We start from the raw sequence: 26728 nt of genomic DNA, 5'->3' as shown, positions 1-26728 counted from the left end.
AAACTAAAATCATCCTAGTAGATAATTTTAGTTTTTTCAGCCTTTCGCCGTCACTTTACCCCATTGCTATGCAGCAACTGAGTAATAGCTCACTGATTGATGAAACACCGTGAGTATCGCAAGGCATTTACTCTTCTGTTAGCAGCTCAAAGCTAACATCAACACTGTCGTGGTAAGTGAGTTGCGCGGCTTGGTAAGAGCTGCCTCCGGTATCTGCCGCCGCCATATTCACTCGCTCAATCTTCATCATTGGTACCGCAGATTGATTGCGATAGTTAATCTCTACCACTGGGCCTAATTGACCATTATAAGCGCTAGCTAACTGCCTAGCCTTAGCATACGAATCGGCGACTGCCATAGCGCGAACTTGTTGTTTGTACTGTTCTTCTTGCGAGCTTTTGTACTGCAGTTGGCGAACTTCATTTACACCACTAAGCATTGCCGCATCAAGCACTTGGGTCAGTTTATCGCTATCGGCCAATTCAACTATAATACTTCGTTGAGCACGGTAACCAACAAAGATTCGCTCACGATCTTGATACTTATATTCAGCTTGAATTTGTAATTGACTGGCTTCAAAACGGTCTGACTCACTCAGTAAATTGGCCAAGTTTGATTGGGTCACTGTAACTATTTTATCCACTTGCTGCTTAGCGTCGCTGGCAGTTTTAGACAAACTAGCAGCATGTAAGTCTAGTTGAACCTGATCAGCTGCCACCATTAGTTTTGCTTCACCACTGGTATGCAACATAGCCGACAATGCCGGGGCAGCTGCCAAGCTACCAGCTAACAAGGCAGGTAATAAAAGCTTATTCATCTATACCTCTTCTAAGTTATTGACCAACTATTCAAGTAGTTTAAAGCGTTGAGGGGGGGCGATATAACCTTGATAAGCATCTACTGGCAAGGCCGCTAATCGTTCCACCTGTTGTTGATTCTCTACCCGCTGCGCCACCGTAACAATTTGTAGATTTCTCGCTGCACGGCATATTGCACTTAAGAAATGGGCATCGCCATCTTCCGCTAAAGCCTGTGCCGTATAACCATAGTCGATTTTAACGTAATTGGGTTTCACGCGGCTTAGATAGCTTAATGAATGTAGATTACGACCGTATTGATCCACACCAATTTGAAAACCGAGATCACGCAATACCGCTAAGGCTGCATCTAGTTCTTTATTTTCTTGGAGAAATGCCGTTTCAGGTATCTCAAAGGCCATACGATTAGCTACCGCTTTAAACTGCTGCGCCGCCTCACTTAGCCAAGTTAAAAAGCTAAGTTCACTAATTGCCGACAAGGTTAAGTTAATGGCTAAACTGAGTTGGCTGTTTTCAACTAACGATTTAGCGGCTTGTTCAACCACCATTTGATCAAACTTAGCGCCCAACCTAAACTGCTCCACTGCCGGCATAAATTGACCTGCCGCGTAGTGCTGAGCATCGACTTCAATCGTCGTAAACAGCTCATGGTGTAACACCTTATCACTGTGAATAAAGTTAACTATTTGAGTTTTATAAGCCAGGCTCTGACGACTAATGGTCGCTTCTAACAATAACTTCCACTGGCTACGCGGAATATGCGTATGTTCTACGTCAGCTAAAGTATAAAAGCCCTCTCGCAGCTCACGTGCAGCCTGCAAAGCGTTATCTGCAGCAGTTAACAGTTCACCAATGTTTTCGTCTTTTTGGCGTAATACCAACCCCATCACCATCGGCCGCGGCATGTATTGCTTCCAGGTCGCTAAGCGACCTAGCACATCTTGGTGAATTTGTTGCGCTAACTCTAACAACTGCTGCTGATCGTAACCTTCAGCCAATACCGCGAACTCTAGCTTGCTAATTCGAGCAAACACTAACTGTTGCTGTTGCTGTGTGTAGGCACTAAATAACTCACCAATAGAATGGATAAACTCATCTCTGGCACTAAAACCATCTTGAACATGAATGGCATCAATAATATCAAAAGAGAGTAAAGCCACCCCGCCTACCCCTGACTCAGCTAACCAAGACTTACTCTGATTAATGAAATAAGCGCGGTTGCCTAAGCCCGAGACTGCATCTTGAAAAGCTTGTTGGCGTAACACGCTAGCTTCTTGCACTTGGCTTTCAAATTGCTGAGCAATATTGTCAGACATGTGGTTAATTGCACTCACCACACTGCGTAACTCTTGGGTATGCGGCAGTGGAATAGTTTGACCAAAACTGCGTTGCTCAATTAACTGAGCTTGTTGCTGAATTTGCTCCAGCGGTTTTAATAGGTAACGCAAAGCACGCATCAACAGTAACACTGTTGCTAAATAGCCTACTAAGAACAGTTTGGCTAGATCCACCATGGCATTCCACAACTGCAAATAAGCAAAACCTGAGTGGCCAACTACGGTTAATTGGCCAAGCTGCATCCAGCCACTCGTGAGCACTTGTTGCTGTGAACTTGGCTGGAACAACTCAAACGAAGTAAACCACTCTGGAACACCATCGATAGAACTAGTGTTATGTCGATCAATCAGACTATCATCGCTAAACAACTGCAAACTAATCTGCTGATAGTAGCCACTATCAAACATCGCATTGATCACCGATTCAGCGCCAACCTTATCATCAGCCTGTAAATACGGGCTTAAGGACAAACCTAAAGACGTCGTGGTGTTGTTTACATCTGATAATTGTTGCTCAGATAAATAACTGCGGGTATTGCCGATTTCAATACTAAATACCACAGCTAATAAGCCACCATAGATAAGCAGTACTACAATCAACAACTGGCGATATAAGGTCATAATGTTTCCCTAAGCATCGAAATTCTTTACCGGTTTTTTCAGTTTATTGAGCCGCCAGCGTTGCTGGAGATCAGTCCAAAGCTTTAGGCGGCTGGATTTTCCCGCTAATTGGCCCCGCCCTTTTTCTTTCATCAACCAAAGATGCTGACCATTAAAGCTATAAATGGGCACCAAATCACCTCGCTGGGTAGCCGGTAAAATAGTCGGGTTAATGTTGTCGAGAATAATGGGCACCGATGAAGGTGTTTGGTAGTAAGCCACCACCATATGGAATTGGTTGTAAGTGAGCGATTTCACATACACTAAGCGCATTTTCTCATCGCTAACCCCTAACTCTATTAAGGAGAAATACTTAGCGATACTGAAATCATCGCAATCGCCCGCAGCCGCCCCCAAAAACTCTACCGGAGTAGCCCAGTAATCTTTTTGGCCCCACACTTCAATATCATCAACAAACTGCATTTGATTGAAAAAGTCATTGATTGAGCGAAGCTGCTCTGGCTCTTCTAGCTGATGACTATCGGCAATTAACTGACGCCAAGCGCGAACTCTTAGCTCAGCTTTTTCACCATAAAAAGAACGAACCGTAGCGGCGAGTTCTTCAAGCTGGTAAGCACTGGCAAGAATGAATACCGGCCAAGCCAGTAATATTATCCACCAATAAGCGAGAAGGCGTCGCATGCTTAGGCTACGGCTTTAAATGCGGAGTATAAATTGACCACCGAGGAATCGCTTTGCGATATTGCTCTTGAACAAAGATTCGAGCGCGGCGATTGGCGGTTTCTGATTGTTCGCTATCACCTGCAACCAATAATTGTTCCTCGCCGTTGGCTTCTAAATCAACGCGCTCAGCAGCAATACCAAACTGTTCAATAAGTTGTTGGCGAACACTTACAGCTCGGCGCTTGGATAATGCAAGATTGTAAGGCTTGCTGCCGCTTGCACTGGCAAAACCTTCTACGCTTATTTTCACCTCTGGGTACCGCTGCATAAAGTCAGCCACTTGCTGCAGTTGTGGAGAAAATTTAGGGCTAAGCTGACTAGAGTCATGTTCGAAAAACACCATCAGCTCATAGCCGTCATCGATATTTTGAAACTCACCACAACCATAATTATCAACCTCGGCGCCCAACACAGTGTTTGGGCAAAGATCGCGTTGATTAATAACACCATCGCTATCTTCATCTTGACGATCATAATTGGCAGGCTCTGCTGTATAAGGTTCAGCAGATTGACTGCAAGCCGTTAAAGCTAATACGGCAACAAGCACAAGCAACCCGTGGTTATTCATCAAAAATTCCAGTTCTCAGGTCGATCCACTCGCAGTGCTTCAAGCAATAAACCGGTGGCATTTAACAAACGGTACTTAGCGCGTAGTTCGTCAATATCGGCGCCAATATATTCATTCTGTGCTTCAAACAGTTCATTCTCAGTGTTTAACACATCAAGTAAACTACGTTTACCCAAATTAAATTGTTTTTTATATGCTTCTACTGTTTGATAGCTGGCCTCTACATGCTGCTGCAAAAACGATTTTTGGCGAACCAACACATCCCAAGCATTCCATGCTAAGCGAGTCCCCTCGGTCACTTGACGGTATGCGTCGTCACCCACCGCTTTGGCCCGATTAACATCATAGGCGGTACGACGGATTTCAGCCGCATCGCTGCCACCGTTAAATAAGTTGTAACGCACGCGCAGCATAGCGGCCAATTCGTAATCTTTGGTATCGTCTAAACCATTTTGATTTCGGTCCCAGTTTCCGTCCAATTCTAAAGCCAATTCTGGATAGTTGTTGGCTTTAGCAACGGTATTTTGAGCATTGGCTGCGGCTACGTCATATTGAGCAGCTTTTAACGTAGGGTGAACATCAACCGCCGCAGCTAAGGCAGCATCTAGATCAGCTGGCAGCAGATCCAAATCAGCGCCCGGTAACACCAAGTCTTGCGGCAAAGTATTAACGACCCGTAAAAACTGGGTTTGCGCGTCCATTAAGTTATTTTGAGATGACAAAGCGTTAGTGGTAGCGCGTGCAACCCGTCCATTTACTTGGGTTAAATCGGCACTGGACCCGACACCTGAATCAGTGCGTTTCTTAATATCTTTTTGAATCGCTAAATGGGTTTGCAGATTACTCTCCGCTAAGTCAGACAGTTGCTGCTGCTTTAGCACTTCCAGATAGACATCCACCACCCGCAGCGCAATATTTTCTGAATCGTTGTATAGCAGCCACTGATCAGCCCGAGCTTCGTTTTCTGTTCGAGATACTTCGCCCGAAGTAGCAAAACCACTAAATAGTAGCTGCCGAATACTAATGCCTACTTCTGTGGGGTTAGCACTATTTACCCCCAAGGTTTCAGTTTCTCGCTGCCCCCAACCGGCCCCAGCAGTTAAATCAACCGTGGGATAATAGCCACCTTTAGCGCCTTGATATTGTTCGCTACTGGCTTTGAATTGGTTGAATGAAGATTGTAACTGTGGATGCTCAGTCAATACCTTAGCAACCGCTTGCTCAAGCGATTGCGCCGAAACACAGCTACTACTGATCAACAGCCCAGACACTATGGCCAAGGTCAACTTATTCATTAACACTCCTTGTTGTCGCCAACCAAAAGGGCAGCGAACAAACTCACTTATCGTTCTCGAAGCGCAGATTGCTGCGCTTTAATAATCGGTTTTAGCAGATAATCTAAAATGCTTTTCTTACCCGTAATAATATCCACACTGGATAGCATACCCGGAATAATTGGCAATGGTGCGCTATCACTACCGAGATAGTTTTTGTCGGTTCGAACCCGCACTAAATAGTAACTATTACCTTCTTCATCTAAGATGGTATCGGCACTGATGTGCTCTAGCTGCCCGTCTAAACCGCCATAGATAGAAAAATCATAAGCACTGAATTTAACAACAGTTTTAAGCCCTGGGCGAAGAAAAGCAATGTCTTTTGGTTGAATTTTTGCTTCAACTAATAAGTTGTCTTCCATAGGCACAATTTCCATGATACTCATGCCTGGTTGAACCACTCCTCCTACAGTATTAATGTAGATTTTCTTCACTGTACCTTTAACTGGTGACATTACCGAAGTTCTATCAACCCTATCTCGAAGACCAACCTGCCCTTCACTTAAAGGCTGTAGTTCAGCTTCAATCTGGTTTAACTCCTTTCGAGCCTCACTCAAAAAAGCTAAAGCGATATCACGTCGCTTGTAAATAGTTTCGGCAATCGCGCTACGAATTTTAGGTTCCAGTAGTTTACTACTTTGTAGTTCGCCGTTTAAGTCATTGGCTTGACGGCGTAGCTTAAGAATTTCGACTTGTGAAACAATACCTTCTTCCGCTAAAGGCTTGGTTATCTTTAATTCTTCTAAAAGCAATTTATAACTGTTATTTACATGCAGCACTTTAGACTTCAGCTCTAGTAACTCTTGCTGCTTTTGATCAATTTGCCCAGCAGTAATAGAGAGTTGGTTTTGCAAAGCGCGTAACCGGGCATTTTTTTGAAGTTGCTGACCGGTGACCTCTGAAGGGTAGTTCTGCTCAAGTGTATCGCTAAACTCGATATCAACATCAATAATTTTCACTTGGTCTTGCCATTGCTCGAGACCAAGTTGAGGCTTTAATTGAATACTGGCTATTTCACTTTTTAAGCGCGCTACATCAGCCTCTAAGTTGATCACTCGCTGCTGCTGCTCTCTAAAATCAGAACGAAAACGGGTATCGTCAATAAGTAACAGTGGCTGACCGGGTTCTACTTTCTCACCTTCGGTAACTAAAATCTGTTTAAGAATGCCACCTTCAAGGTTTTGAATAGTTTGGATCTGCCGTGATGGAATTACTTTTCCTGAGCCAATAGTGACTTCATCAACCTGAGCCCAATGCGCCCAATACAACGCACAGGCCATCAACACAAAAATAAGCCATAACAAACGACGCGAACGACGCGGAGTCTTCATCAAAATGGCGGCGTTGATGTCATCGACAAACTTTAGTTCTTCCTCTGAGATATCTTGTGATTGCTTACTCATTGGTGGCTCTCACTTTGCCAGTGCGTAGCAATTCTAATACATCCGCTTTGGTCCCATCTGCCACTACTCGGCCACGCTCTAATACGATGATTCTGTCGACCAAATCTAACATCGACATTTTGTGGGTAATTAAGATAAAGGTTTTATCTTCAGCCACTTGCTTAAGCCGGGTCTTCACCAAGTTTTCAGAGAAAGCATCCATGCTACTGGTAGGCTCATCTAACACTAGTACTGGGGGGTTGAACAACAGCGCCCGAGCTAAAGCCACAGCTTGACGCTGCCCACCAGATAAATACTGACCTCGCTCGCCTACTTGACGGTCTAAACCTTCAGGGTCAAGGTCGGTAAATTGAGTCACGCCCGCTAGCTCGGCGGCTCGGAATATTAACTCGTCTTCGATATGCGGCACACCCAGCGTAATGTTGTCGCGGATTGAGCCAAAAAACAGATTGATATCTTGCGGTAAACAACCAAGCTTTTGTCGCACGTCGGCAGGGCTAATTTGCTTTAAATCTACACCATCTAAGCGAATAGCTCCTTCTTGAGGTACATAAAAACTGAGCAGTAGCTTTTCTACGCTGGTTTTACCGGCGCCAATTTTACCAATAATGGCGACCTTTTCTTTAGCCTTAATCGAAAAGCTAACTTGCTTAAGCACTTGTTGGTCACTGCCGGGATAGCTAAACGTCACATCACTAAAACTAATTGCGCCGTCAAAGTGAGAACGGTGCATATAACGCTCTAAGTTTTCGTCAGGCAATTGCATGATATCTTCTAAATTCTCAAGTGCTGATTGCGCTTGGTTATACCGAGTTGCTAGTAAAGACACTTGAGAGAAAGGCACTAAAGCTCGGCCAGTAAGCATTACTGCCGCCACCAACCCACCCATGGACAAATTACCTTGTGAAATCTGGAATACTCCCACCACCACCAACAACACGGTGGTGCTTTGCGAGACAAAAGCGTTGACATTACCCACCGAGGTAGCCAACTTGCGAATGGCCATGTTCCAAGTAGCTATGTTGCCTACTAACTCTTCCCACTTATGCTGAAACTGACTTTCAGCACCGGCTAATTTCAGTGATTCAATACCATTAAGACTCTCAATCAGGTGAGCATTTTTTTGGCTGGCGAAGCGACTGCCTAGCTCAACTTCTTGGTGCATTTTACGTTTGATGTAAAACGAATATAACAACATCAATACCGCAGCGCCGGCAGGCACCAAGGCTAAAGGCCCTGCCACCATCGCAATCACCGCCAAGAATAATAAGGAGAACGGTACATCCACTAATGCGGCAATAGTAGAAGAGGTAATAAATTCACGAATAGAATCAAACTCTTGTACATTTTTAGCAAATGCCCCTACCGACGGCGGCCTCACTTCAGCCTTAATATTCAGTAGTTTTTCGAAAATTCGAGCCGACAATAAAATATCAGACTTTTTAGCGGCTAAATCGAGGGTATAACCACGCATCTGTTTTAGGGCAAAGTCAAAAACCAGTACCAAAGCCATGCCCACAGTGAGCACCCACAAAGTATCAATCGCGGAATTAGGCACCACTCGGTCGTAGACATTCATCACAAATAAAGGGGAGGCAATGGCAAACAAATTCAAAAATAATGACGCCACTAAAGCATCTCGATAAATAGGGGCTGAACGGCGCAATGTATTCCAAAACCAATGGCCTTGTTTGTTACTTAACGATTCAGGGGAGCGCGCATCAAAGCGATAGCGTTTGCGCACATAACAGCAAAAGCCGGTGTAATCAGGGCTTAGTTGCGCTAGCGGGATATGCTCATGACTGTCAGGCAGTTCAGGCCAAGCCACTTCAATAGTATCTTTATCTCGAGATACTAGAACGCAGCTGCGGCCGTCTTTAAGTAGCAGAATACACGGGAGCAACAGTGTAGGAATGTTATCTATCGGCTTTTTAACAATAGATGCATCCATACCGGCCCGTAAAGCCGCTCGAGGTAACAAGGCAGGAGAGAGCAGCCCGTCTTCCAATGGCAATCCCACCGATAATGCGCGAGCAGAAAACGGTTTTCCGTAATACTTAGATAGAAACACCAAACTGTTAAGTAGTGGGTCTATGTGCTCTGCGGTAATATCTAAATCAGCGTATTGCTGCCGTGATTTTGCGTCTTGCACCTAGCGTCCTTTCCAAAATATAAAACATCAAGAGTAAGCCTTAGCTTACTCTTGTATTGCCCATTACCAAAATAAAAACAATAAGCAAATAGCTTAGTTATCTACATTAAGCTGTTGATCTTCAATTAATTGAGTCAAGATTTCACTATCACTCATGCCACTAAAATCGACATCTTTCAGGGTAATAGTTTGATGAACACTCTCACCGTTGCTACCGCCATCTTTATCAATGGAAATAATGGTTTCAACACCACTGCCAGTACTCACCGTTTCAAAGGACAAATAAGACTCTAAACTTGCCTCGGTTTCACCTTGTAGCAAGTCACTCAAATCAAGAACATCGGCATCTGCGCCATCCGCCTTTAAAGTGAAATCGGTGACAGTGTCGTTGGTAGTGCCTTGATCATCGCCATCTAACCAAGCGAACATGTCACTATCATCCCCCCCAGTGAGGATGTCATTACCTTGGCCACCAATCAGTAGATCAGAACCTTCCCCACCCGCTAGCTGGTCATCGCCTTGATAGCCAACTAAGGCGTCATCACCACCTTCTCCACTAAGGGTGTTGGCAGCAGAATTACCAACCAATACTTCATCGCCGTCACCACCATCAATAGAATCACTATGAACACCAATTAATTCCGCAGTGGTTGAGTCTATGACTCCATCACCAATAATGCTGTACTCAAACTGTTCTGCTACGTCAGTACCAGCAGATTTTTGGTAAATGGCATTGCTAGCGTCAATGGTTAAGTGCATTTGGTAGAAACCACTGTCTTCATCGGTGTCGGCCACTATATGTAAATAATACTCACCCTCAGTATCTGCAGTAAAGCTGCCACGAGGACCTTGCCAATCTTCAGTAAACTTAGTGGTGCCATTGTCGGTAGTTAAAAGATTACCCTCTGAATCATAAATATAAGCATCAACCTTAACTCTTTCTTGGCCAGAAATAGTCGCCATATTAGCCCACAGAGTTTCACCTTCTGCTAGGGTAACTTTAAGCCAGTCTTCATCGGCCGCAGTTGCGGGTGAGTTGTCGTTAATTAACTCACTTTGATAAGTATAAGAATAACCACCACTGACAATTTGTGGAATATTTCCGTCGTTCAAACTAAACAATGAGCGGTCACTTAGGTCCACTGCACTATTGCCATTGAAATCGACAAAGTTCACATCGGCTTCAGTACCAATAATCGATAGTTCTTCCGTTTCAAAATTACTATCATGAATACCTAAGCCAACACCGTCATTAGAATCAAACAGTATTTCATCACTGCCACTAACTGAGCCGCCAACTGGGCTATCAACCCCGTCAAAACTAATAGCGGCCCCTGTATCGTTCCAAAGCAAGGCCAAACTTGGCACGCTAATGGTGCTGGTGCCGTCTTGGTTGGTTATAATTACATCGCGGTTAGCATCAACAACAGCTTCAAACACGGTGTTAATTTCAATATTAATGGAACTAGAGTCGCCATCAAAATCGGTAACCGTTACCGCCCAATTTTCTTGCTGTCCCCAGCCATCGCCAGCAACATCCAGCTCGTAAGAATAGGCGCCTGTAACAAAATTAAGCAGCAGTAATCCACCTAAGGCGGTGGTGACTGTCAGCGTTTTTTGTTCTTCAGGAATAGCGTTAGGATCATAGGTGTAAGTTGTTCCTTCGATAGTAATCGCACTCACATAACCACCATCAGCGCCGACGATGAAGCCATCGGTTGAAGCGGTTTCTAAAAGGCCTAAAGATGCACTGACTTCTGCTTCCAAATAACTCTCAACAATAGTAGCTGAAAGGTCTGAGGGATCTTCTACAATAAAGGCAAACTCGTCACTGGCTGATTCCGAAGCAACATCTTTAAGTACCTCTAAATCGGCATTCCCAATACCAATGCCATAACTAGTATCGATATTATTTTCAACAAAAGAGTCCCAAGCTTCTAGGCCATTTAGCCCGTTGTATGCCACCGTATCATCGATACCAAAACCATAGTTGGGCTCTCCATCAGAGATAAAGTACAACAAAGTATTATCTGCTGGCGGCTGCACGTCAGTACCACTGCTAACAATCACTTCATTCAACGCAGCATCATAATGGGTTCCCCCACCAGAGCTTAGGTCTTGCAGGTAACTTAAAGCATCGGCAACGTTATCGCTAAGCCAACCGCTACTTACTACTGAGTCAGAAAAGCCGATTATTTGCACATTCACATTGCCGCTATCATCTGCTTGGTTTATCAGATTTGATAGTGCCTCAACCGCTATATTTAGGTAATTAAGACCATCACCATGTTCACCGTTCGTCATACTTGCCGAAGTATCGAGTACCAGCACTAAGTTGGTGGTAATCGCGAGCGGGCTAGATTCTAAGTTATGTGAAACATCACTACCAACCGGCGCATCATCGGTAATGTTGACGTCTAATGTACCTTGAGTAACAACACCCGCTGCGGGGTCACTGATGGCATAACCAAAGCTTTCACTGGCATTATCTCCCGCTGAGCTAGACAACTCGAGTTGATACTCATAGTCACCTTTAGCAAAGCCATTATACGCTTCGGTATAGACCGTTAGTTGACCCTGTTCGGTATCAATACTAATCACGCCATTGGCATCAGCAGTATATGGCGAGCCATCATAAGCAATGCTAGAAATGGCTAAACCATCGCTAATCGCTTGATCATTTTCGAGTAAATTTCCACTTGTAGTCGTTGCGGCAATACCTGCTTCGCTACCGGAAGCTAAACCAGCTTCAAATACTTGGGCAGTATCATCAACCGCCCTAGGTGCAGGGTCTACCGTTACCGTGACGGTCGCGGTTGAAGTACTGCCATCTTCATCGGTGATGATGTAGCTAAAGCTGTCTTCACCCTCAAAATCGGCATTGGGCGTATATACCACTTGGCCGTTAACGATCTCGGTGCTGCCGTTGGCGCCATTGGTGGCGCTGGTTAAAGTCGCCCCATCGGTCATCGCATCATTGTCGGTAACATCGATGGTGACGCTTTGTTCTTCTGTGGTGCTGGCGGTATCGGCGGCAGCCACAGGCACACCTTCATCATTCACCGTTACCGTCACGGTCGCGGTTGAAGTACTGCCATCTTCATCGGTGATGGTGTAGCTAAAGCTGTCTTCACCCTCAAAATCGGCGTTGGGCGTATACACCACTTGGCCGTTGACGATCTCGGTGCTGCCGTTGGCGCCATCGGTAGCGCTGGTTAAAGTCGCCCCATCGGTCATCGCATCATTGTCGGTAACATCGATGGTGACTGATTGTTCTTCTGTGGTTGTCGCCGTATCGGCGGCAGCCACAGGCACACCTTCATCATTAACCGTTACCGTGACGGTCGCGGTTGAGGTGCTGCCATCTTCATCGGTGATGATGTAGCTAAAGCTGTCTTCACCCTCAAAATCGGCATTGGGCGTATACACCACTTGGCCGTTGACGATCTCGGTGCTGCCGTTGGCGCCATTAGTAGCGCTGGTTAATGTGGCGCTATCTGTCATCGCATCGTTATCGGTAACATCGATGGTGACTGATTGTTCTTCTGTGGTTGTCGCCGTATCGGCGGCAGCCACAGGCACACCTTCATCATTAACCGTTACCGTGACGGTCGCGGTTGAGGTGCTGCCATCTTCATCGGTGATGATGTAGCTAAAGCTGTCTTCACCCTCAAAATCGGCATTGGGCGTATACACCACTTGGCCGTTAACGATCTCGGTGCTGCCGTTGGCGCCATTAGTAGCGCTGGTCAGTGTCGCACCATCGATCATCGCATCGTTGTCGGTAACATCGATGGTGACGCTTTGTTCTTCTGTGGTAGTTGCGGTATCCGCCACTGCGCTCGGCACACCTTCATCATTGACGGTCACTGTCACGGTCGCGGTTGAGGTGCTGCCATCTTCATCGGTGATGATGTAGCTAAAGCTGTCTTCACCCTCAAAATCGGCATTGGGCGTATACACCACTTGGCCGTTAACGATCTCGGTGCTGCCATTGGCGCCATCGGTAGCGCTGGTTAAAGTCGCGCCATCGGTCAAATCATCGTTGCTTAATACATCGATGGTGACGCTTTGTTCTTCTGTGGTGCTGGCGGTATCGGCGGCAGCCACGGGCACACCTTCATCATTGACCGTCACTGTCACGGTCGCGGTTGAGGTGCTGCCGTCTTCATCGGTGATGATGTAGCTAAAGCTGTCTTCACCCTCAAAATCGGCATTGGGCGTATACACCACTTGGCCGTTGACGATCTCGGTGCTGCCGTTGGCGCCATTGGTGGCGCTGGTTAAGGTGGCCCCATCGGTCATCGCATCGTTATCGGTGACATCGATGGTGACGCTTTGTTCTTCTGTGGTGCTGGCGGTATCGGCGGCAGCCACAGGCACACCTTCATCATTGACGGTCACCGTGACGGTCGCTGTTGAAGTGCTGCCATCTTCATCGGTGATGATGTAGCTAAAGCTGTCTTCACCCTCAAAATCGGCATTGGGCGTATACACCACTTGGCCGTTGACGATCTCGGTGCTGCCGTTGGCGCCATTGGTGGCGCTGGTTAAGGTGGCCCCATCGGTCATCGCATCGTTGTCGGTAACATCGATGGTGACGCTTTGTTCTTCTGTGGTTGTCGCCGTATCCGCGGCAGCCACGGGCACACCTTCATCATTGACGGTCACCGTCACGGTCGCGGTTGAAGTACTGCCATCTTCATCGGTGATGATGTAGCTAAAGCTGTCTTCACCCTCAAAATCGGCATTGGGCGTATACACCACTTGGCCGTTGACGATCTCGGTGCTGCCGTTGGCGCCATTGGTGGCGCTGGTTAAGGTCGCGCCATCGGTCAAATCATCGTTGCTTAATACATCGATGGTCACTGATTGTTCTTCAGTGGTTATCGCCGTATCGGCGGCAGCCACAGGCACACCTTCATCATTGACGGTCACTGTGACGGTCGCGGTTGAGGTACTGCCATCTTCATCGGTGATGATGTAGCTAAAGCTGTCTTCACCCTCAAAATCGGCATTGGGCGTATATACCACTTGGCCGTTAACGATCTCGGTGCTGCCATTGGCGCCATCGGTAGCGCTGGTTAAGGTCGCGCCATCGGTCATCGCATCGTTATCGGTAACATCGATGGTGACGCTTTGTTCTTCTGTGGTAGTGGCGGTATCGGCGGCAGCCACGGGCACACCTTCATCATTGACGGTCACCGTGACGGTCGCGGTTGAGGTGCTGCCATCTTCATCGGTGATGATGTAGCTAAAGCTGTCTTCACCCTCAAAATCGGCATTGGGCGTATATACCACTTGGCCGTTAACGATCTCGGTGCTGCCGTTGGCGCCATCGGTAGCGCTGGTTAAGGTGGCCCCATCGGTCATCGCATCGTTATCGGTAACATCGATGGTGACGCTTTGTTCTTCTGTGGTTGTCGCCGTATCCGCGGCAGCCACGGGCACACCTTCATCATTGACGGTCACCGTCACGGTCGCGGTTGAAGTACTGCCGTCTTCATCGGTGATGATGTAGCTAAAGCTGTCTTCACCCTCAAAATCGGCATTGGGCGTATATACCACTTGGCCGTTAACGATCTCGGTGCTGCCGTTGGCGCCATTGGTGGCGCTGGTTAAGGTGGCGCCATCGGTCAAATCATCGTTACTTAATACATCGATGGTCACTGATTGTTCTTCTGTGGTGCTGGCGGTATCCGCCACTGCGCTCGGCACACCTTCATCATTGACGGTCACCGTGACCGTCGCGGTTGAAGTACTGCCATCTTCATCGGTGATGATGTAGCTAAAGCTGTCTTCACCCTCAAAATCGGCATTGGGCGTATATACCACTTGGCCGTTAACGATCTCGGTGCTGCCGTTGGCGCCATTGGTGGCGCTGGTTAAGGTGGCCCCATCGGTCATCGCATCGTTGTCGGTAACATCGATGGTGACGCTTTGTTCTTCTGTGGTTGTCGCCGTATCCGCGGCAGCCACGGGCACACCTTCATCATTGACGGTCACCGTCACGGTCGCGGTTGAAGTACTGCCATCTTCATCGGTGATGATGTAGCTAAAGCTGTCTTCACCCTCAAAATCGGCATTGGGCGTATATACCACTTGGCCGTTAACGATCTCGGTGCTGCCATTGGCGCCATCGGTAGCGCTAGTTAAGGTCGCCCCATCGGTCATCGCATCATTATCGGTAACATCGATGGTCACTGATTGTTCTTCTGTGGTGCTGGCGGTATCGGCGGCAGCCACAGGCACACCTTCATCATTGACGGTCACCGTGACGGTCGCTGTTGAAGTGCTGCCATCTTCATCGGTGATGATGTAGCTAAAGCTGTCTTCACCCTCAAAATCGGCATTGGGCGTATACACCACTTGGCCGTTGACGATCTCGGTGCTGCCGTTGGCGCCATTGGTGGCGCTGGTTAAGGTGGCCCCATCGGTCATCGCATCGTTATCGGTAACATCGATGGTGACGCTTTGTTCTTCTGTGGTTGTGGCTGTATCGGCGGCAGCCACAGGCACACCTTCATCATTGACCGTTACCGTGACCGTCGCCGTTGAGGTGCTGCCGTCTTCATCGGTGATGATGTAGCTAAAGCTGTCTTCACCCTCAAAATCGGCATTGGGCGTATACACCACTTGGCCGTTGACGATCTCGGTGCTGCCGTTGGCGCCATTGGTGGCGCTGGTTAAGGTCGCGCCATCGGTCAAATCATCGTTACTTAATACATCGATGGTCACTGATTGTTCTTCTGTGGTGCTGGCGGTATCCGCCACTGCGCTCGGCACACCTTCATCATTGACGGTCACTGTCACGGTCGCGGTTGAGGTGCTGCCATCTTCATCGGTGATGGTGTAGCTAAAGCTGTCTTCACCCTCAAAATCGGCATTGGGCGTATATACCACTTGGCCGTTAACGATCTCGGTGCTGCCGTTGGCTCCATCGGTAGCGCTGGTTAAGGTGGCCCCATCGGTCATCGCATCGTTATCGGTAACATCGATGGTGACGCTTTGTTCTTCTGTGGTTGTGGCTGTATCGGCGGCAGCCACAGGCACACCTTCATCATTGACCGTTACCGTGACCGTCGCCGTTGAGGTGCTGCCGTCTTCATCGGTGATGATGTAGCTAAAGCTGTCTTCACCCTCAAAATCGGCATTGGGCGTATACACCACTTGGCCGTTGACGATCTCGGTGCTGCCGTTGGCGCCATTGGTGGCGCTGGTTAAGGTCGCGCCATCGGTCAAATCATCGTTGCTTAATACATCGATGGTCACTGATTGTTCTTCAGTGGTTATCGCCGTATCGGCGGCAGCCACAGGCACACCTTCATCATTCACCGTTACCGTCACCGTCGCGGTTGAAGTACTGCCATCTTCATCGGTGATGATGTAGCTAAAGCTGTCTTCACCCTCAAAATCGGCATTGGGCGTATACACCACTTGGCCGTTGACGATCTCGGTGCTGCCGTTGGCGCCATTGGTGGCGCTGGTTAATGTGGCGCCATCGGTCAAATCATCGTTGCTTAATACATCGATGGTCACTGATTGTTCTTCAGTGGTTATCGCCGTATCGGCGGCAGCCACAGGCACACCTTCATCATTCACCGTTACCGTCACCGTCGCGGTTGAAGTACTGCCATCTTCATCGGTGATGATGTAGCTAAAGCTGTCTTCACCCTCAAAATCGGCATTGGGCGTATATACCACTTGGCCGTTAACGATCTCGGTGCTGCCATTGGCGCCATCGGTAGCGCTAGTTAAGGTCGCCCCATCGGTCATCGCATCATTATCGGTAACATCGATGGTCACTGATTGTTCTTCTGTGGTGCTGGCGGTATCGGCGGCAGCCACAGGCACACCTTCATCATTGACGGTCACCGTGACGGTCGCTGTTGAAGTGCTGCCATCTTCATCGGTGATGATGTAGCTAAAGCTGTCTTCACCCTCAAAATCGGCATTGGGCGTATACACCACTTGGCCGTTGACGATCTCGGTGCTGCCGTTGGCGCCATTGGTGGCGCTGGTTAAGGTGGCCCCATCGGTCATCGCATCGTTATCGGTAACATCGATGGTGACGCTTTGTTCTTCTGTGGTTGTGGCTGTATCGGCGGCAGCCACAGGCACACCTTCATCATTGACCGTTACCGTGACCGTCGCCGTTGAGGTGCTGCCGTCTTCATCGGTGATGATGTAGCTAAAGCTGTCTTCACCCTCAAAATCGGCATTGGGCGTATACACCACTTGGCCGTTGACGATCTCGGTGCTGCCGTTGGCGCCATTGGTGGCGCTGGTTAAGGTCGCGCCATCGGTCAAATCATCGTTACTTAATACATCGATGGTCACTGATTGTTCTTCTGTGGTGCTGGCGGTATCCGCCACTGCGCTCGGCACACCTTCATCATTGACGGTCACCGTGACCGTCGCGGTTGAAGTACTGCCATCTTCATCGGTGATGATGTAGCTAAAGCTGTCTTCACCCTCAAAATCGGCATTGGGCGTATATACCACTTGGCCGTTAACGATCTCGGTGCTGCCGTTGGCGCCATTGGTGGCGCTGGTTAAGGTGGCCCCATCGGTCATCGCATCGTTGTCGGTAACATCGATGGTGACGCTTTGTTCTTCTGTGGTTGTCGCCGTATCCGCGGCAGCCACAGGCACACCTTCATCATTGACGGTCACCGTGACGGTCGCGGTTGAAGTACTGCCATCTTCATCGGTGATGGTGTAGCTAAAGCTGTCTTCACCCTCAAAATCGGCATTGGGCGTATATACCACTTGGCCGTTAACGATCTCGGTGCTGCCGTTGGCTCCATCGGTAGCGCTGGTTAAGGTCGCCCCATCGGTCATCGCATCATTATCGGTAACATCGATGGTCACTGATTGTTCTTCTGTGGTGCTGGCGGTATCGGCGGCAGCCACGGGCACACCTTCATCATTGACCGTCACTGTCACGGTCGCGGTTGAGGTGCTGCCGTCTTCATCGGTGATGATGTAGCTAAAGCTGTCTTCACCCTCAAAATCGGCATTGGGCGTATATACCACTTGGCCGTTAACGATCTCGATGCTGCCATTGGCGCCATCGGTAGCGCTGGTTAAAGTCGCGCCATCGGTCAAATCATCGTTGCTTAATACATCGATGGTGACGCTTTGTTCTTCTGTGGTAGTGGCGGTATCGGCGGCAGCCACAGGCACACCTTCATCATTGACGGTCACTGTCACGGTCGCGGTTGAGGTGCTGCCATCTTCATCGGTGATGGTGTAGCTAAAGCTGTCTTCACCCTCAAAATCGGCATTGGGCGTATATACCACTTGGCCGTTAACGATCTCGGTGCTGCCGTTGGCGCCATCGGTAGCGCTGGTTAATGTGGCGCCATCGGTCAAATCATCGTTGCTTAATACATCGATGGTGACGCTTTGTTCTTCATCGGTAGCGGCTGAATCAGCCACTGTATTGGAGGACTCTTCATCAATTCGTGCTATGCCAACAGTGGTAGAATCACTAACAGCAATTCCATTTGCTTCAACCTGCACTGTAATCGTCAGCTCAGTTAAATTTAATTCATCGTTATTGACAGCATCGATACCGGCGGCAGTCAATTTGACTTGATTCCCATCGATAACAAAGAAGCCTTGAGTATCGTTGAGTAAACTGTGGGTGAGCGTATCACCATCGGGATCATTTGAGATGAAATTGGCTATAACGGTGTTTGCATCTACCGAGCCTTCAGTAATGCTTTGAGCTGTTACCTCAATGGTAGGTGCTTGATCAGGGCTTGGCTGAGAAACACTAGCTACAGCGGTGGGCTCTACTGCATTAGTGTCTTCTTCTACTTGCTCTACTGGACTTAGTGGGCTCTGAGTATCAAAGCCAGCTTGCGCAATAGTTTCACTGCCAATACGATCAATACTGACAAACCCGCCATTACCTGCTTCCGCACCGCCATCAGCAGGTGCGGCACCACCAGCAGCAGTCGCTTCAAATAGCTCTGTGGGATCAACGCCCTCTAGGATGGCTTGTTGTAAAGCCTCTACATCAAAATCATTCACTGCGGTTAGTTGAGGGGGAGCTTGCTCTGCGGTTTGTGGGACATTGGGTAATTGAGTCGCACTATTATCACCCAGTAAATACTGGTCATCTCCGTAATAAAAACCCAGCTGAGCGCCTTGAGAAGTAATAATCAATTCTCCAGGGACAACAACGTCACCTGGCTGTAAGGTCCTCATATTGCCTTGTTCATCCACAGCAAACGCTTGCCCTTGAATAGATACAATAGTCGCACTTGAGGTCGCTATACTTTGTTCCATTTGATTATCCCTTTACCGCTATTAAATCAATACACTAATTGCTAATAACCAGTGAATTAAACCGTCAACATGGCTAAAGTATAAATTTTAGCCAATTTATATCCATTAAACGAATGAATTTTTCTAAACTATGCTTTGAAACACATTTAAGGCTTTGAGTTCCATAGATAAATGTTAAACACCAAGCAAATAAATAGAATTAATTCATGAACTTATAAAGGATAACTAAAACAATCATGAACTAAAAGAAGTAAAGCGGTAACAATCGATGTAACGACAAAATCACTAATAAAATCAAGGCCAAACCGTAAATATTAATTTACAAAAAGCAGAAAAATAGAGATAAAAAATGTCAGGTAGGTATTTACACAGCTTATAAAAACAAATAAGGCTCGCCGAAGCGAGCCTTATTTAGCACAGTATTGCGACTAAATTACAGTACGTCTACTGCATTTAGGTCAGCAAATGCCTGCTCTAAGCGAGCAACCATGCTTTCTTGACCTTTACGTAACCAAACGCGTGGGTCGTAGAATTTTTTGTTAGGCTGATCATCACCTTTAGGGTTGCCGATTTGGCCTTGTAGGTAAGCTTCGTTTTCAACGTAGTATGCACGTACGCCGTCCCAGCTAGCCCATTGAGTATCAGTATCGATGTTCATTTTGATAACACCGTAGCCGATAGACTCTTGAATTTCAGCTTGAGAAGAACCAGAACCACCGTGGAATACAAAGTTAAGTGCATTTGGAGCGATACCAAATTTCTCTGCACAGTAAGCTTGTGAATCACGAAGAATAGTAGGAGTAAGTACTACGTTACCCGCTTGGTAAACACCGTGTACGTTACCGAACGAAGCAGCAATAGTGAAACGAGGGCTAATAGCCGTTAGTTTCTCGTATGCGTAAGCTACGTCTTCTGGAGAAGTGTAAAGCTCAGACGCGTCCATATCAGAGTTGTCTACGCCGTCTTCTTCACCACCAGTACAACCCAATTCAATTTCAAGGGTCATGTTCATTTTAGCCATGCGAGCAAGGTACTCACCACAAATTTGGATGTTTTCTTCTAAAGACTCTTCAGAAAGGTCAATCATGTGAGAAGAGAACAAAGGCTTACCAGTTTGAGCGAAGAACTCTTCACCCGCGTCTAGTAGACCGTCAATCCAAGGAAGCAATTTCTTAGCGGCGTGGTCAGTGTGAAGAATCACAGGAACACCGTAAGATTCAGCAACAGCGTGAACGTACTTAGCACCAGCTACAGCACCTTGAATCGCAGCGCCTTGGCCTTCTAATTTAACGCCTTTACCAGTGAAGAAACCAGCACCGCCGTTTGAGAATTGAACAACAACAGGCGCTTTAGCTTTTGCTGCTGCTTCTAAAACACCGTTGATGGTGTCAGTGTTAACTACGTTAACCGCTGGAAGTGCGAACTTGTTTTCTTTAGCGATAGCAAAAACTTTTTGCAAATCGTCGCCAGAGATAACACCAGGTTTTACTGCATCGAAGATCTTAGACATGGATATAATCCTATTTTTAAAAATAAAACTTATTAAGTTTAAATTCTTACTTACGTTTGCTCACAGGCCGCATATTCTAACAAAGATATTCTCGGCATGCAGCAAACGAAAAAGCGGAATGAAATAATCCCGCTAAAGAAAACTTATGCTTTTGCGCGTTCTTCTAACATTGCCACTGCTGGAAGTACTTTACCTTCAACGAACTCAAGGAATGCACCACCGCCAGTAGAGATGTAAGAAACGTCAGCCTTGATACCGAACTTGTCGATAGCCGCTAGAGTATCGCCGCCACCCGCTACAGAGAAACCAGCAGAGTCAGCAATAGCTTTAGAAATACCTGCGGTACCCGCTTCAAAGTTCTTGAACTCAAATACGCCTACAGGGCCATTCCATAGAATAGTTTTAGCGTTACCGATGATTTCCGCAAGTGCTGCCGTTGAATCTGGGCCTAAGTCGAAGATCATGTCATCGTCTTGAACTTCTGAAACGTGCTTAATTTCAGCTTCAGCGTTCTCATCGAATGCTTTAGCACATGCAACATCAGTAGCCACTGGAATTGCACACTCTTTCATCAATTTTTTAGCGGTATCAACGAGGTCTGCTTCGTATAAAGATTTACCTACGTTATGACCTTCTGCTGCGATAAAGGTGTTAGCGATACCACCACCAACAACCAGTTGATCAGCAATTTTAGATAGAGACTCTAATACTGTTAACTTGGTAGAAACTTTAGAGCCACCAACGATAGCAACCAATGGGCGAGCAGGATTGTCCATCGCTTTACCTAATGCTTCTAGCTCTGCAGCAAGAAGAGGACCAGCACAAGCTACAGGTGCATATGTTCCTACGCCATGAGTAGACGCTTGAGCACGGTGAGCCGTACCAAATGCATCCATGACAAAGATGTCACAAAGAGCAGCATACTGCTTAGATAGTGCTTCTTCGTTCTTCTTTTCGCCTTTGTTAAAGCGAACATTTTCAAGAACGACTAACTCACCGGTATTTAGCTCTAAGCCATCAAGGTAATCTTTAGCTAGTTTAACGTCACAATCTAGCGCGTCGTTTAAGTAGTTAACTACAGGCGCAAGAGAAAACTCTTCGTTATATTCGCCTTCAGTTGGACGACCAAGGTGAGAAGTAACCATTACTTTTGCGCCAGCTTCAAGACACAATTTGATAGTCGGTAGAGATGCCAAAATACGCGCATCTGAAGTTACTTTACCGTTTTTTACTGGAACATTTAGATCAGCGCGGATAAATATGCGTTTACCGGCTAGATCTAGGTCGGTCATTTTGATAATTGACATTATCAGTCCTCTATAGTTTCAAATTAAACTTACAGTTTAGCCTGCGTGGCTAAACCTACAATTCCGTGTTACTCATTAATTCTGCGGTGTCTAACATACGATTGGCAAAGCCCCATTCGTTGTCACACCAAGCCAACACTTTAACCAAATGTTCGCCACTAACCCGTGTTTGAGAACCATCAATAATGCTTGAATGACTATCGTGATTAAAATCGATAGACACCAAAGGTTCTTCGGTATAACCCAAGATGCCGCTTAATTTACCGCAAAGTGCTGCCTGTATGGCTTGATTTATATCAGAAACTGTAACTTTTTTACACAATGTTACACTTAAGTCCATCGCAGTAACGTTCTGCGTTGGCACCCTTACAGCAATTGCCTCAAACTTCCCTGCAAATTTTGGCAGGATCCGCTCTACGCCTTTAGCCAGCTTAGTATCAACTGGAATAATTGATTGCCCAGCGGCACGCGTTCTGCGTAGGTCCGGGTGGTAGGCATCAATCACTTGCTGGTCATTCATAGCAGAGTGAATTGTAGTAATAGTACCACATTCGACCCCAAAGGCTTCATCTAAGACCTGAATCACCGGCACAATACAGTTGGTGGTACATGAGCCATTTGAGACAACTGTATCTTGCGCTGTGAGCAGATGCTCATTTACACCATAGACTACTGTGTGGTCTACGCAAGGATCCGCAGGGTGGGAAAACAAAACTTTCTTAGCGCCAGCGTCAATATGCATTTGCGCATCGGCAACTGAACTAAAACGCCCTGTACATTCCATCACAATATCTATACCTAAATCCTGCCAAGGCAGCGCTGTAGGATCGCTTTGGTTGAATAATTGTATTGATTGGCCTTCTACAAATAGGGTGTCATTTTGCAGTAAAACATCCGCAGCAAATGTGCCGTGGGTGGAATCATACTTAAGCAAATGCGCCATTGCTTCTGGGCTCGCTAGTTCATTAATTGCGACAATATTGATTTTATGTTGGCGATGCGACTCAAATAAAGCTCGAAGCACACTACGACCAATTCGACCAAAGCCGTTAATCGCGACCCTTATGGGGGGGTTAGGCATAATATTCGCCTTTTATGTAACGCTGAAACAAAGAACCCTCTTAGCAGAGGGTTCTATTTTTACTGAACGACCAAGCAATAATGCTTACAGCAGTTCGTTAGCCATGTTCACCAAGTTTTCTTTAGTGAAACCAAATAGCTTAAATAGCTCACCAGCAGGTGCTGATTCGCCAAAGGTGGTCATCCCAAGTACTTTGCCATCAAAACCAACATACTTGTACCAGAAGTCAGCAATACCGGCTTCTACTGCAATACGCTTGCGTACTGAAATCGGTAATACCGATTCACGGTACTCTGCTGATTGCGCATCAAACACGTCGGTAGCAGGCATTGATACTACACGTACCGCTTTACCTGCCGCAGTGAGCTCTTCATAGGCAGCTACCGCTAGCTCTACCTCTGACCCCGTCGCTATTAAAATAAGCTCTGGCGTGCCTTCGCTATCTTTTAATACGTAACCACCGCGGGCTACATCAGCAAGCTGCTGCGCATCACGAGGCTGAGGAGCCAAACCTTGACGAGAGAAGATAAGCGACGTTGGGCTGTCGGTACTTTCTACCGCATGACGCCACGCTACTGCCGACTCTACTGAATCACAGGGGCGCCAAGTGCTCATGTTAGGCGTTAAACGTAAACTAGCTGTTTGCTCTACCGCTTGGTGAGTCGGGCCATCTTCACCCAGACCAATTGAATCATGAGTGTAAACAAAAATCGCCGGTTGCTTCATTAACGCAGCCATGCGTAACGCATTACGTGCGTACTCCATGAACATCAGGAATGTTGCGCCGTAAGGTTTTAGGCCACCGTGTAAAGTAATGCCATTCATGATGGCCGACATACCGAACTCACGTACACCGTAGTGCATGTAGTTGCCAGACGCATCGGCTGCTGTTACAGCTTCAGAACCAGACCACATTGTAAGGTTAGATGGAGCCAAGTCAGCACTACCACCTAGCAACTCTGGTAATTTAGGGCCAAATGCTTCTAAGGTTTTTTGCGATGATTGACGTGTGGCAATTTTAGCTTGGTTGGCTTGTAAGTCAGCGATGTAGTTATCAGCGAACTCTTTCCAATCACTTGGCATCTGACCAGTAACACGACGTTTAAACTCAACCGCTAGTTCTGGGTGAGCAGCTTCGTAACCAGCGAATAGTTGGTTCCATGCTGATTGTGCTTTTTCGCCGGCTGTTTTTGCTTCCCAGGCTTGGTATACATCCTGTGGAATTTCAAAAGCAGCATAAGGCCAGTTTAAGAACTCGCGAGCAGCTGCAATTTCTTCAGCACCTAAAGGAGCACCATGACAATCATGGCTACCAGATTTATTTGGCGAACCAAAACCAATCACTGTTTTACAGCAGATCATCGTTGGCTTGCTCGTTTCAGCTTGTGCTTCTTTAATCGCGGCACTAATTGCGTCACTATCATGGCCATCTACGCCAGCAATCACGTGCCACCCGTAAGACTCAAAGCGCTTAGGAGTGTCGTCGGTAAACCAACCTTCAACGTCACCGTCGATTGAAATGCCATTGTCATCCCAAAATGCGATCAACTTGCCTAAACCTTGCGTACCCGCTAATGAACAGGCTTCGTGAGAAATACCTTCCATCAAACAGCCATCACCTAAGAAAGTGTAGGTGTAGTGATCAACAACAGGGAAACCTTCACGGTTAAACTGCGCAGCCAAGATTTTCTCAGCTAAAGCCATACCCACTGCATTAGTGACACCTTGACCTAATGGGCCTGTAGTGGTTTCTACACCAGGGGCATAACCATATTCTGGGTGACCAGGCGTTTTAGAATGCAGCTGGCGGAAATTTTTCAATTCTTCAATTGGTAACTGATACCCTGAAAGATGCAACAAGGAGTACAACAACATTGAACCGTGACCATTCGACAAAATAAAGCGGTCGCGGTCAGCCCAAGTTGGATCAGTAGGGTTGTGTTTCAAAAAGTCACGCCATAGTACTTCAGCGATATCCGCCATACCCATTGGGGCACCGGGGTGACCAGAGTTAGCTTGCTGAACTGCATCCATGCTTAAAGCACGGATCGCGTTGGCGTATTGACGACGAGAAGACATGAATTGCTCCTGAAATTTTAGGCTTTAGGGTATCGAGAGGCGCGTATTGTCACAAAGTCAACGAGCTTACTCAATATTTATCTAAAAAGAATCTGTCTATTTATTATAAAAATTGTTGTTAGTGCCAATTTTAGCGCATATTTTTTATTGCTTTGTTCATGATAAAGTACTGATACAGGATAGGTATTAATAAAGGAAAGCAAATAAATGACCTTAGATTTTTCTTTCCGTAGTCGTAGTTTATTTGTCTACCTATTGATTGGACTCTTCTCTAGTGCGCTGACCTTATTATTTAGTGACCTTGCTCACCTCGATATCAATCACCTACTCAACATACAAATCAGTCCCTTTATGTTCCCCATTGTGGCGGCTGTGAGCATTTTAGTGTTTGAAGCGATACTCAGCCCCTACAAACAAGTCGGCTTAATTTTTGTGGTAAAAGCTTATCATTTTGATGAAGGAAGGCTCTTTTGGGGGAATTTGCTTTATCAATTTGCCGTCGGTTTAATACTCACTTGGGGAGGGTATGCCGTTGGTGTTGTTGGACCCGCTTGTTATCTGACCGCTGTTGTAGCGAGTAATCTTTCACATGCAGCCCGTCTAACCCCAGGACAAGTAAGATTAAGCGTAGCGTGTGGCACCGCAGCAGCTGTCGCCGCGTTATTTAGTGCACCATTAGCAGGCACCGTTATCGCTTATGAGTTAATCATGCGGCGCTTTAACTGGCGGTCAATTATGACGATTGCCCTGGTCGCATATACCGCCAGCGCAATATCCCAGTTACACGGCGGAAGCGTATTGAGTATAGCGCTTCCACCACAGCAATTAGCATTTGAATCATTGCCGCTATTTGCCTTGCTAGGGCTGTTATGTGGTTTATTTGCCACCTTACTAGTACACGCGATTCGTTCAATGCCTAAACTCAAACGTAGCTATGCCATAACGATAGCCGCCACGGTTACCGCGTTTGCCGGCATGCTAAACCCGCAATGGTTAGGTTTAGACCCAATTACTCCTAATGGCCTACTCTATTGGGAGTTAGATCTTGAGCAGCAATCTTTGTGGTTGCTCGCTCGAATCGTTCTAACCACCGTCGCACTCGCTTTTGCCTTACCCGGTGGAAGCCTTGGTCCCATGCTGGTTATAGGGGGTATAGTAGGCAGTATCGTTGGGGAAGTGATCCCTAACTCCCCTAATTTGATGTTAGTCATTGTCGGTATGGGGGCGATGTTTGGGGCTGTTTTTCGAACCCCTTGGGCAGCCTTTTTACTAATAAGCGAACAAACTATGCAGCTGGAAATAGTGCTGCCAGCCATGGTGGCATGCCTTTGCGCTAGCGCCATTGCGAAGTACATTTTTCGCTCTCCAAGCCTGATCGAACAACAGCTCCTTAATGCTCAAATACGTTTGATTAATAGCCCTGTTATCGCCAAAGAAGAAAACAAAACCCTTGAACCAGCGAGTCATCAACACAACTAATTACTGAAGGTGAA

General features: G+C 46.9%; 13 protein-coding genes. 1 reads left to right on the top strand and 12 read right to left on the bottom strand.

Features of this window, described 5'->3' with window-relative positions; genetic code table 11:
* Nucleotides 1-127: 127 nt before the first annotated feature.
* The 12 genes from M0C34_RS03335 to tkt form a co-directional block, all read right to left on the bottom strand.
* Nucleotides 128-817, bottom strand: coding sequence for an SIMPL domain-containing protein (locus tag M0C34_RS03335; RefSeq protein WP_248714241.1), 690 nt, complete (start codon nucleotides 815-817; stop codon nucleotides 128-130).
* A gap of 27 nt (nucleotides 818-844) precedes the next feature.
* On the bottom strand, nucleotides 845-2776 hold the full coding sequence (locus M0C34_RS03330; protein ID WP_248714240.1) for a bifunctional diguanylate cyclase/phosphodiesterase: 1932 nt from the start codon (nucleotides 2774-2776) through the stop codon (nucleotides 845-847).
* Between the two features lie 9 nt (nucleotides 2777-2785).
* Nucleotides 2786-3457 carry a transglutaminase-like cysteine peptidase gene (locus M0C34_RS03325; RefSeq protein WP_248714239.1) on the bottom strand — a complete coding sequence of 224 codons (672 nt, stop codon included), beginning with the start codon at nucleotides 3455-3457 and terminating at the stop codon, nucleotides 2786-2788.
* Nucleotides 3458-3464: 7 nt separating this feature from the next.
* Complete coding sequence (locus tag M0C34_RS03320) at nucleotides 3465-4067, bottom strand: OmpA family protein (protein WP_248714238.1); 603 nt, start codon at nucleotides 4065-4067, stop codon at nucleotides 3465-3467.
* The gene (locus M0C34_RS03315) at nucleotides 4067-5362 is read right to left on the bottom strand and encodes a TolC family outer membrane protein (protein WP_248714237.1); all 1296 of its coding nucleotides are present in this window, start codon (nucleotides 5360-5362) and stop codon (nucleotides 4067-4069) included. The genes M0C34_RS03320 and M0C34_RS03315 overlap by 1 nt, the downstream gene beginning before the upstream one ends.
* 47 nt (nucleotides 5363-5409) lie before the next feature.
* Nucleotides 5410-6804 (bottom strand): HlyD family type I secretion periplasmic adaptor subunit, encoded by a 1395-nt coding sequence (locus M0C34_RS03310; protein WP_248714236.1) that lies wholly within the window; start codon nucleotides 6802-6804, stop codon nucleotides 5410-5412.
* Nucleotides 6797-8956 (bottom strand): type I secretion system permease/ATPase, encoded by a 2160-nt coding sequence (locus tag M0C34_RS03305; protein ID WP_248714235.1) that lies wholly within the window; start codon nucleotides 8954-8956, stop codon nucleotides 6797-6799. Before M0C34_RS03305 ends, M0C34_RS03310 begins: the two co-directional genes overlap by 8 nt.
* 93 nt (nucleotides 8957-9049) lie before the next feature.
* Nucleotides 9050-19258: an Ig-like domain-containing protein gene (locus tag M0C34_RS03300; protein WP_248714234.1), complete on the bottom strand. Its 10209-nt coding sequence runs from the start codon at nucleotides 19256-19258 to the stop codon at nucleotides 9050-9052.
* A gap of 433 nt (nucleotides 19259-19691) precedes the next feature.
* A complete protein-coding gene (gene fbaA / locus M0C34_RS03295; RefSeq protein WP_248714233.1) occupies nucleotides 19692-20768 on the bottom strand; it encodes a class II fructose-bisphosphate aldolase in 1077 nt (358 codons plus the stop codon).
* 143 nt (nucleotides 20769-20911) lie between these two features.
* Nucleotides 20912-22075: a phosphoglycerate kinase gene (locus M0C34_RS03290; protein WP_248714232.1), complete on the bottom strand. Its 1164-nt coding sequence runs from the start codon at nucleotides 22073-22075 to the stop codon at nucleotides 20912-20914.
* A 55-nt stretch (nucleotides 22076-22130) separates the two neighbouring features.
* A complete protein-coding gene (gene epd, locus M0C34_RS03285; RefSeq protein WP_248714231.1) occupies nucleotides 22131-23156 on the bottom strand; it encodes an erythrose-4-phosphate dehydrogenase in 1026 nt (341 codons plus the stop codon).
* Between the two features lie 84 nt (nucleotides 23157-23240).
* Complete coding sequence (gene tkt, locus M0C34_RS03280) at nucleotides 23241-25235, bottom strand: transketolase (RefSeq protein WP_248714230.1); 1995 nt, start codon at nucleotides 25233-25235, stop codon at nucleotides 23241-23243.
* A 207-nt stretch (nucleotides 25236-25442) separates the two neighbouring features.
* Here tkt and M0C34_RS03275 point away from each other — a divergent pair, with 207 nt between their 5' ends.
* Nucleotides 25443-26714 carry a chloride channel protein gene (locus M0C34_RS03275; protein WP_248714229.1) on the top strand — a complete coding sequence of 424 codons (1272 nt, stop codon included), beginning with the start codon at nucleotides 25443-25445 and terminating at the stop codon, nucleotides 26712-26714.
* The last annotated feature ends 14 nt before the right edge of the window (nucleotides 26715-26728 follow it).

It is taken from the genome of Agarivorans sp. TSD2052, assembly GCF_023238625.1.
GTDB lineage: Bacteria > Pseudomonadota > Gammaproteobacteria > Enterobacterales > Celerinatantimonadaceae > Agarivorans.
The sequence above is the reverse complement of the archived record's forward strand: the minus strand, read 5'-3'. Positions and strand labels throughout refer to the sequence as shown.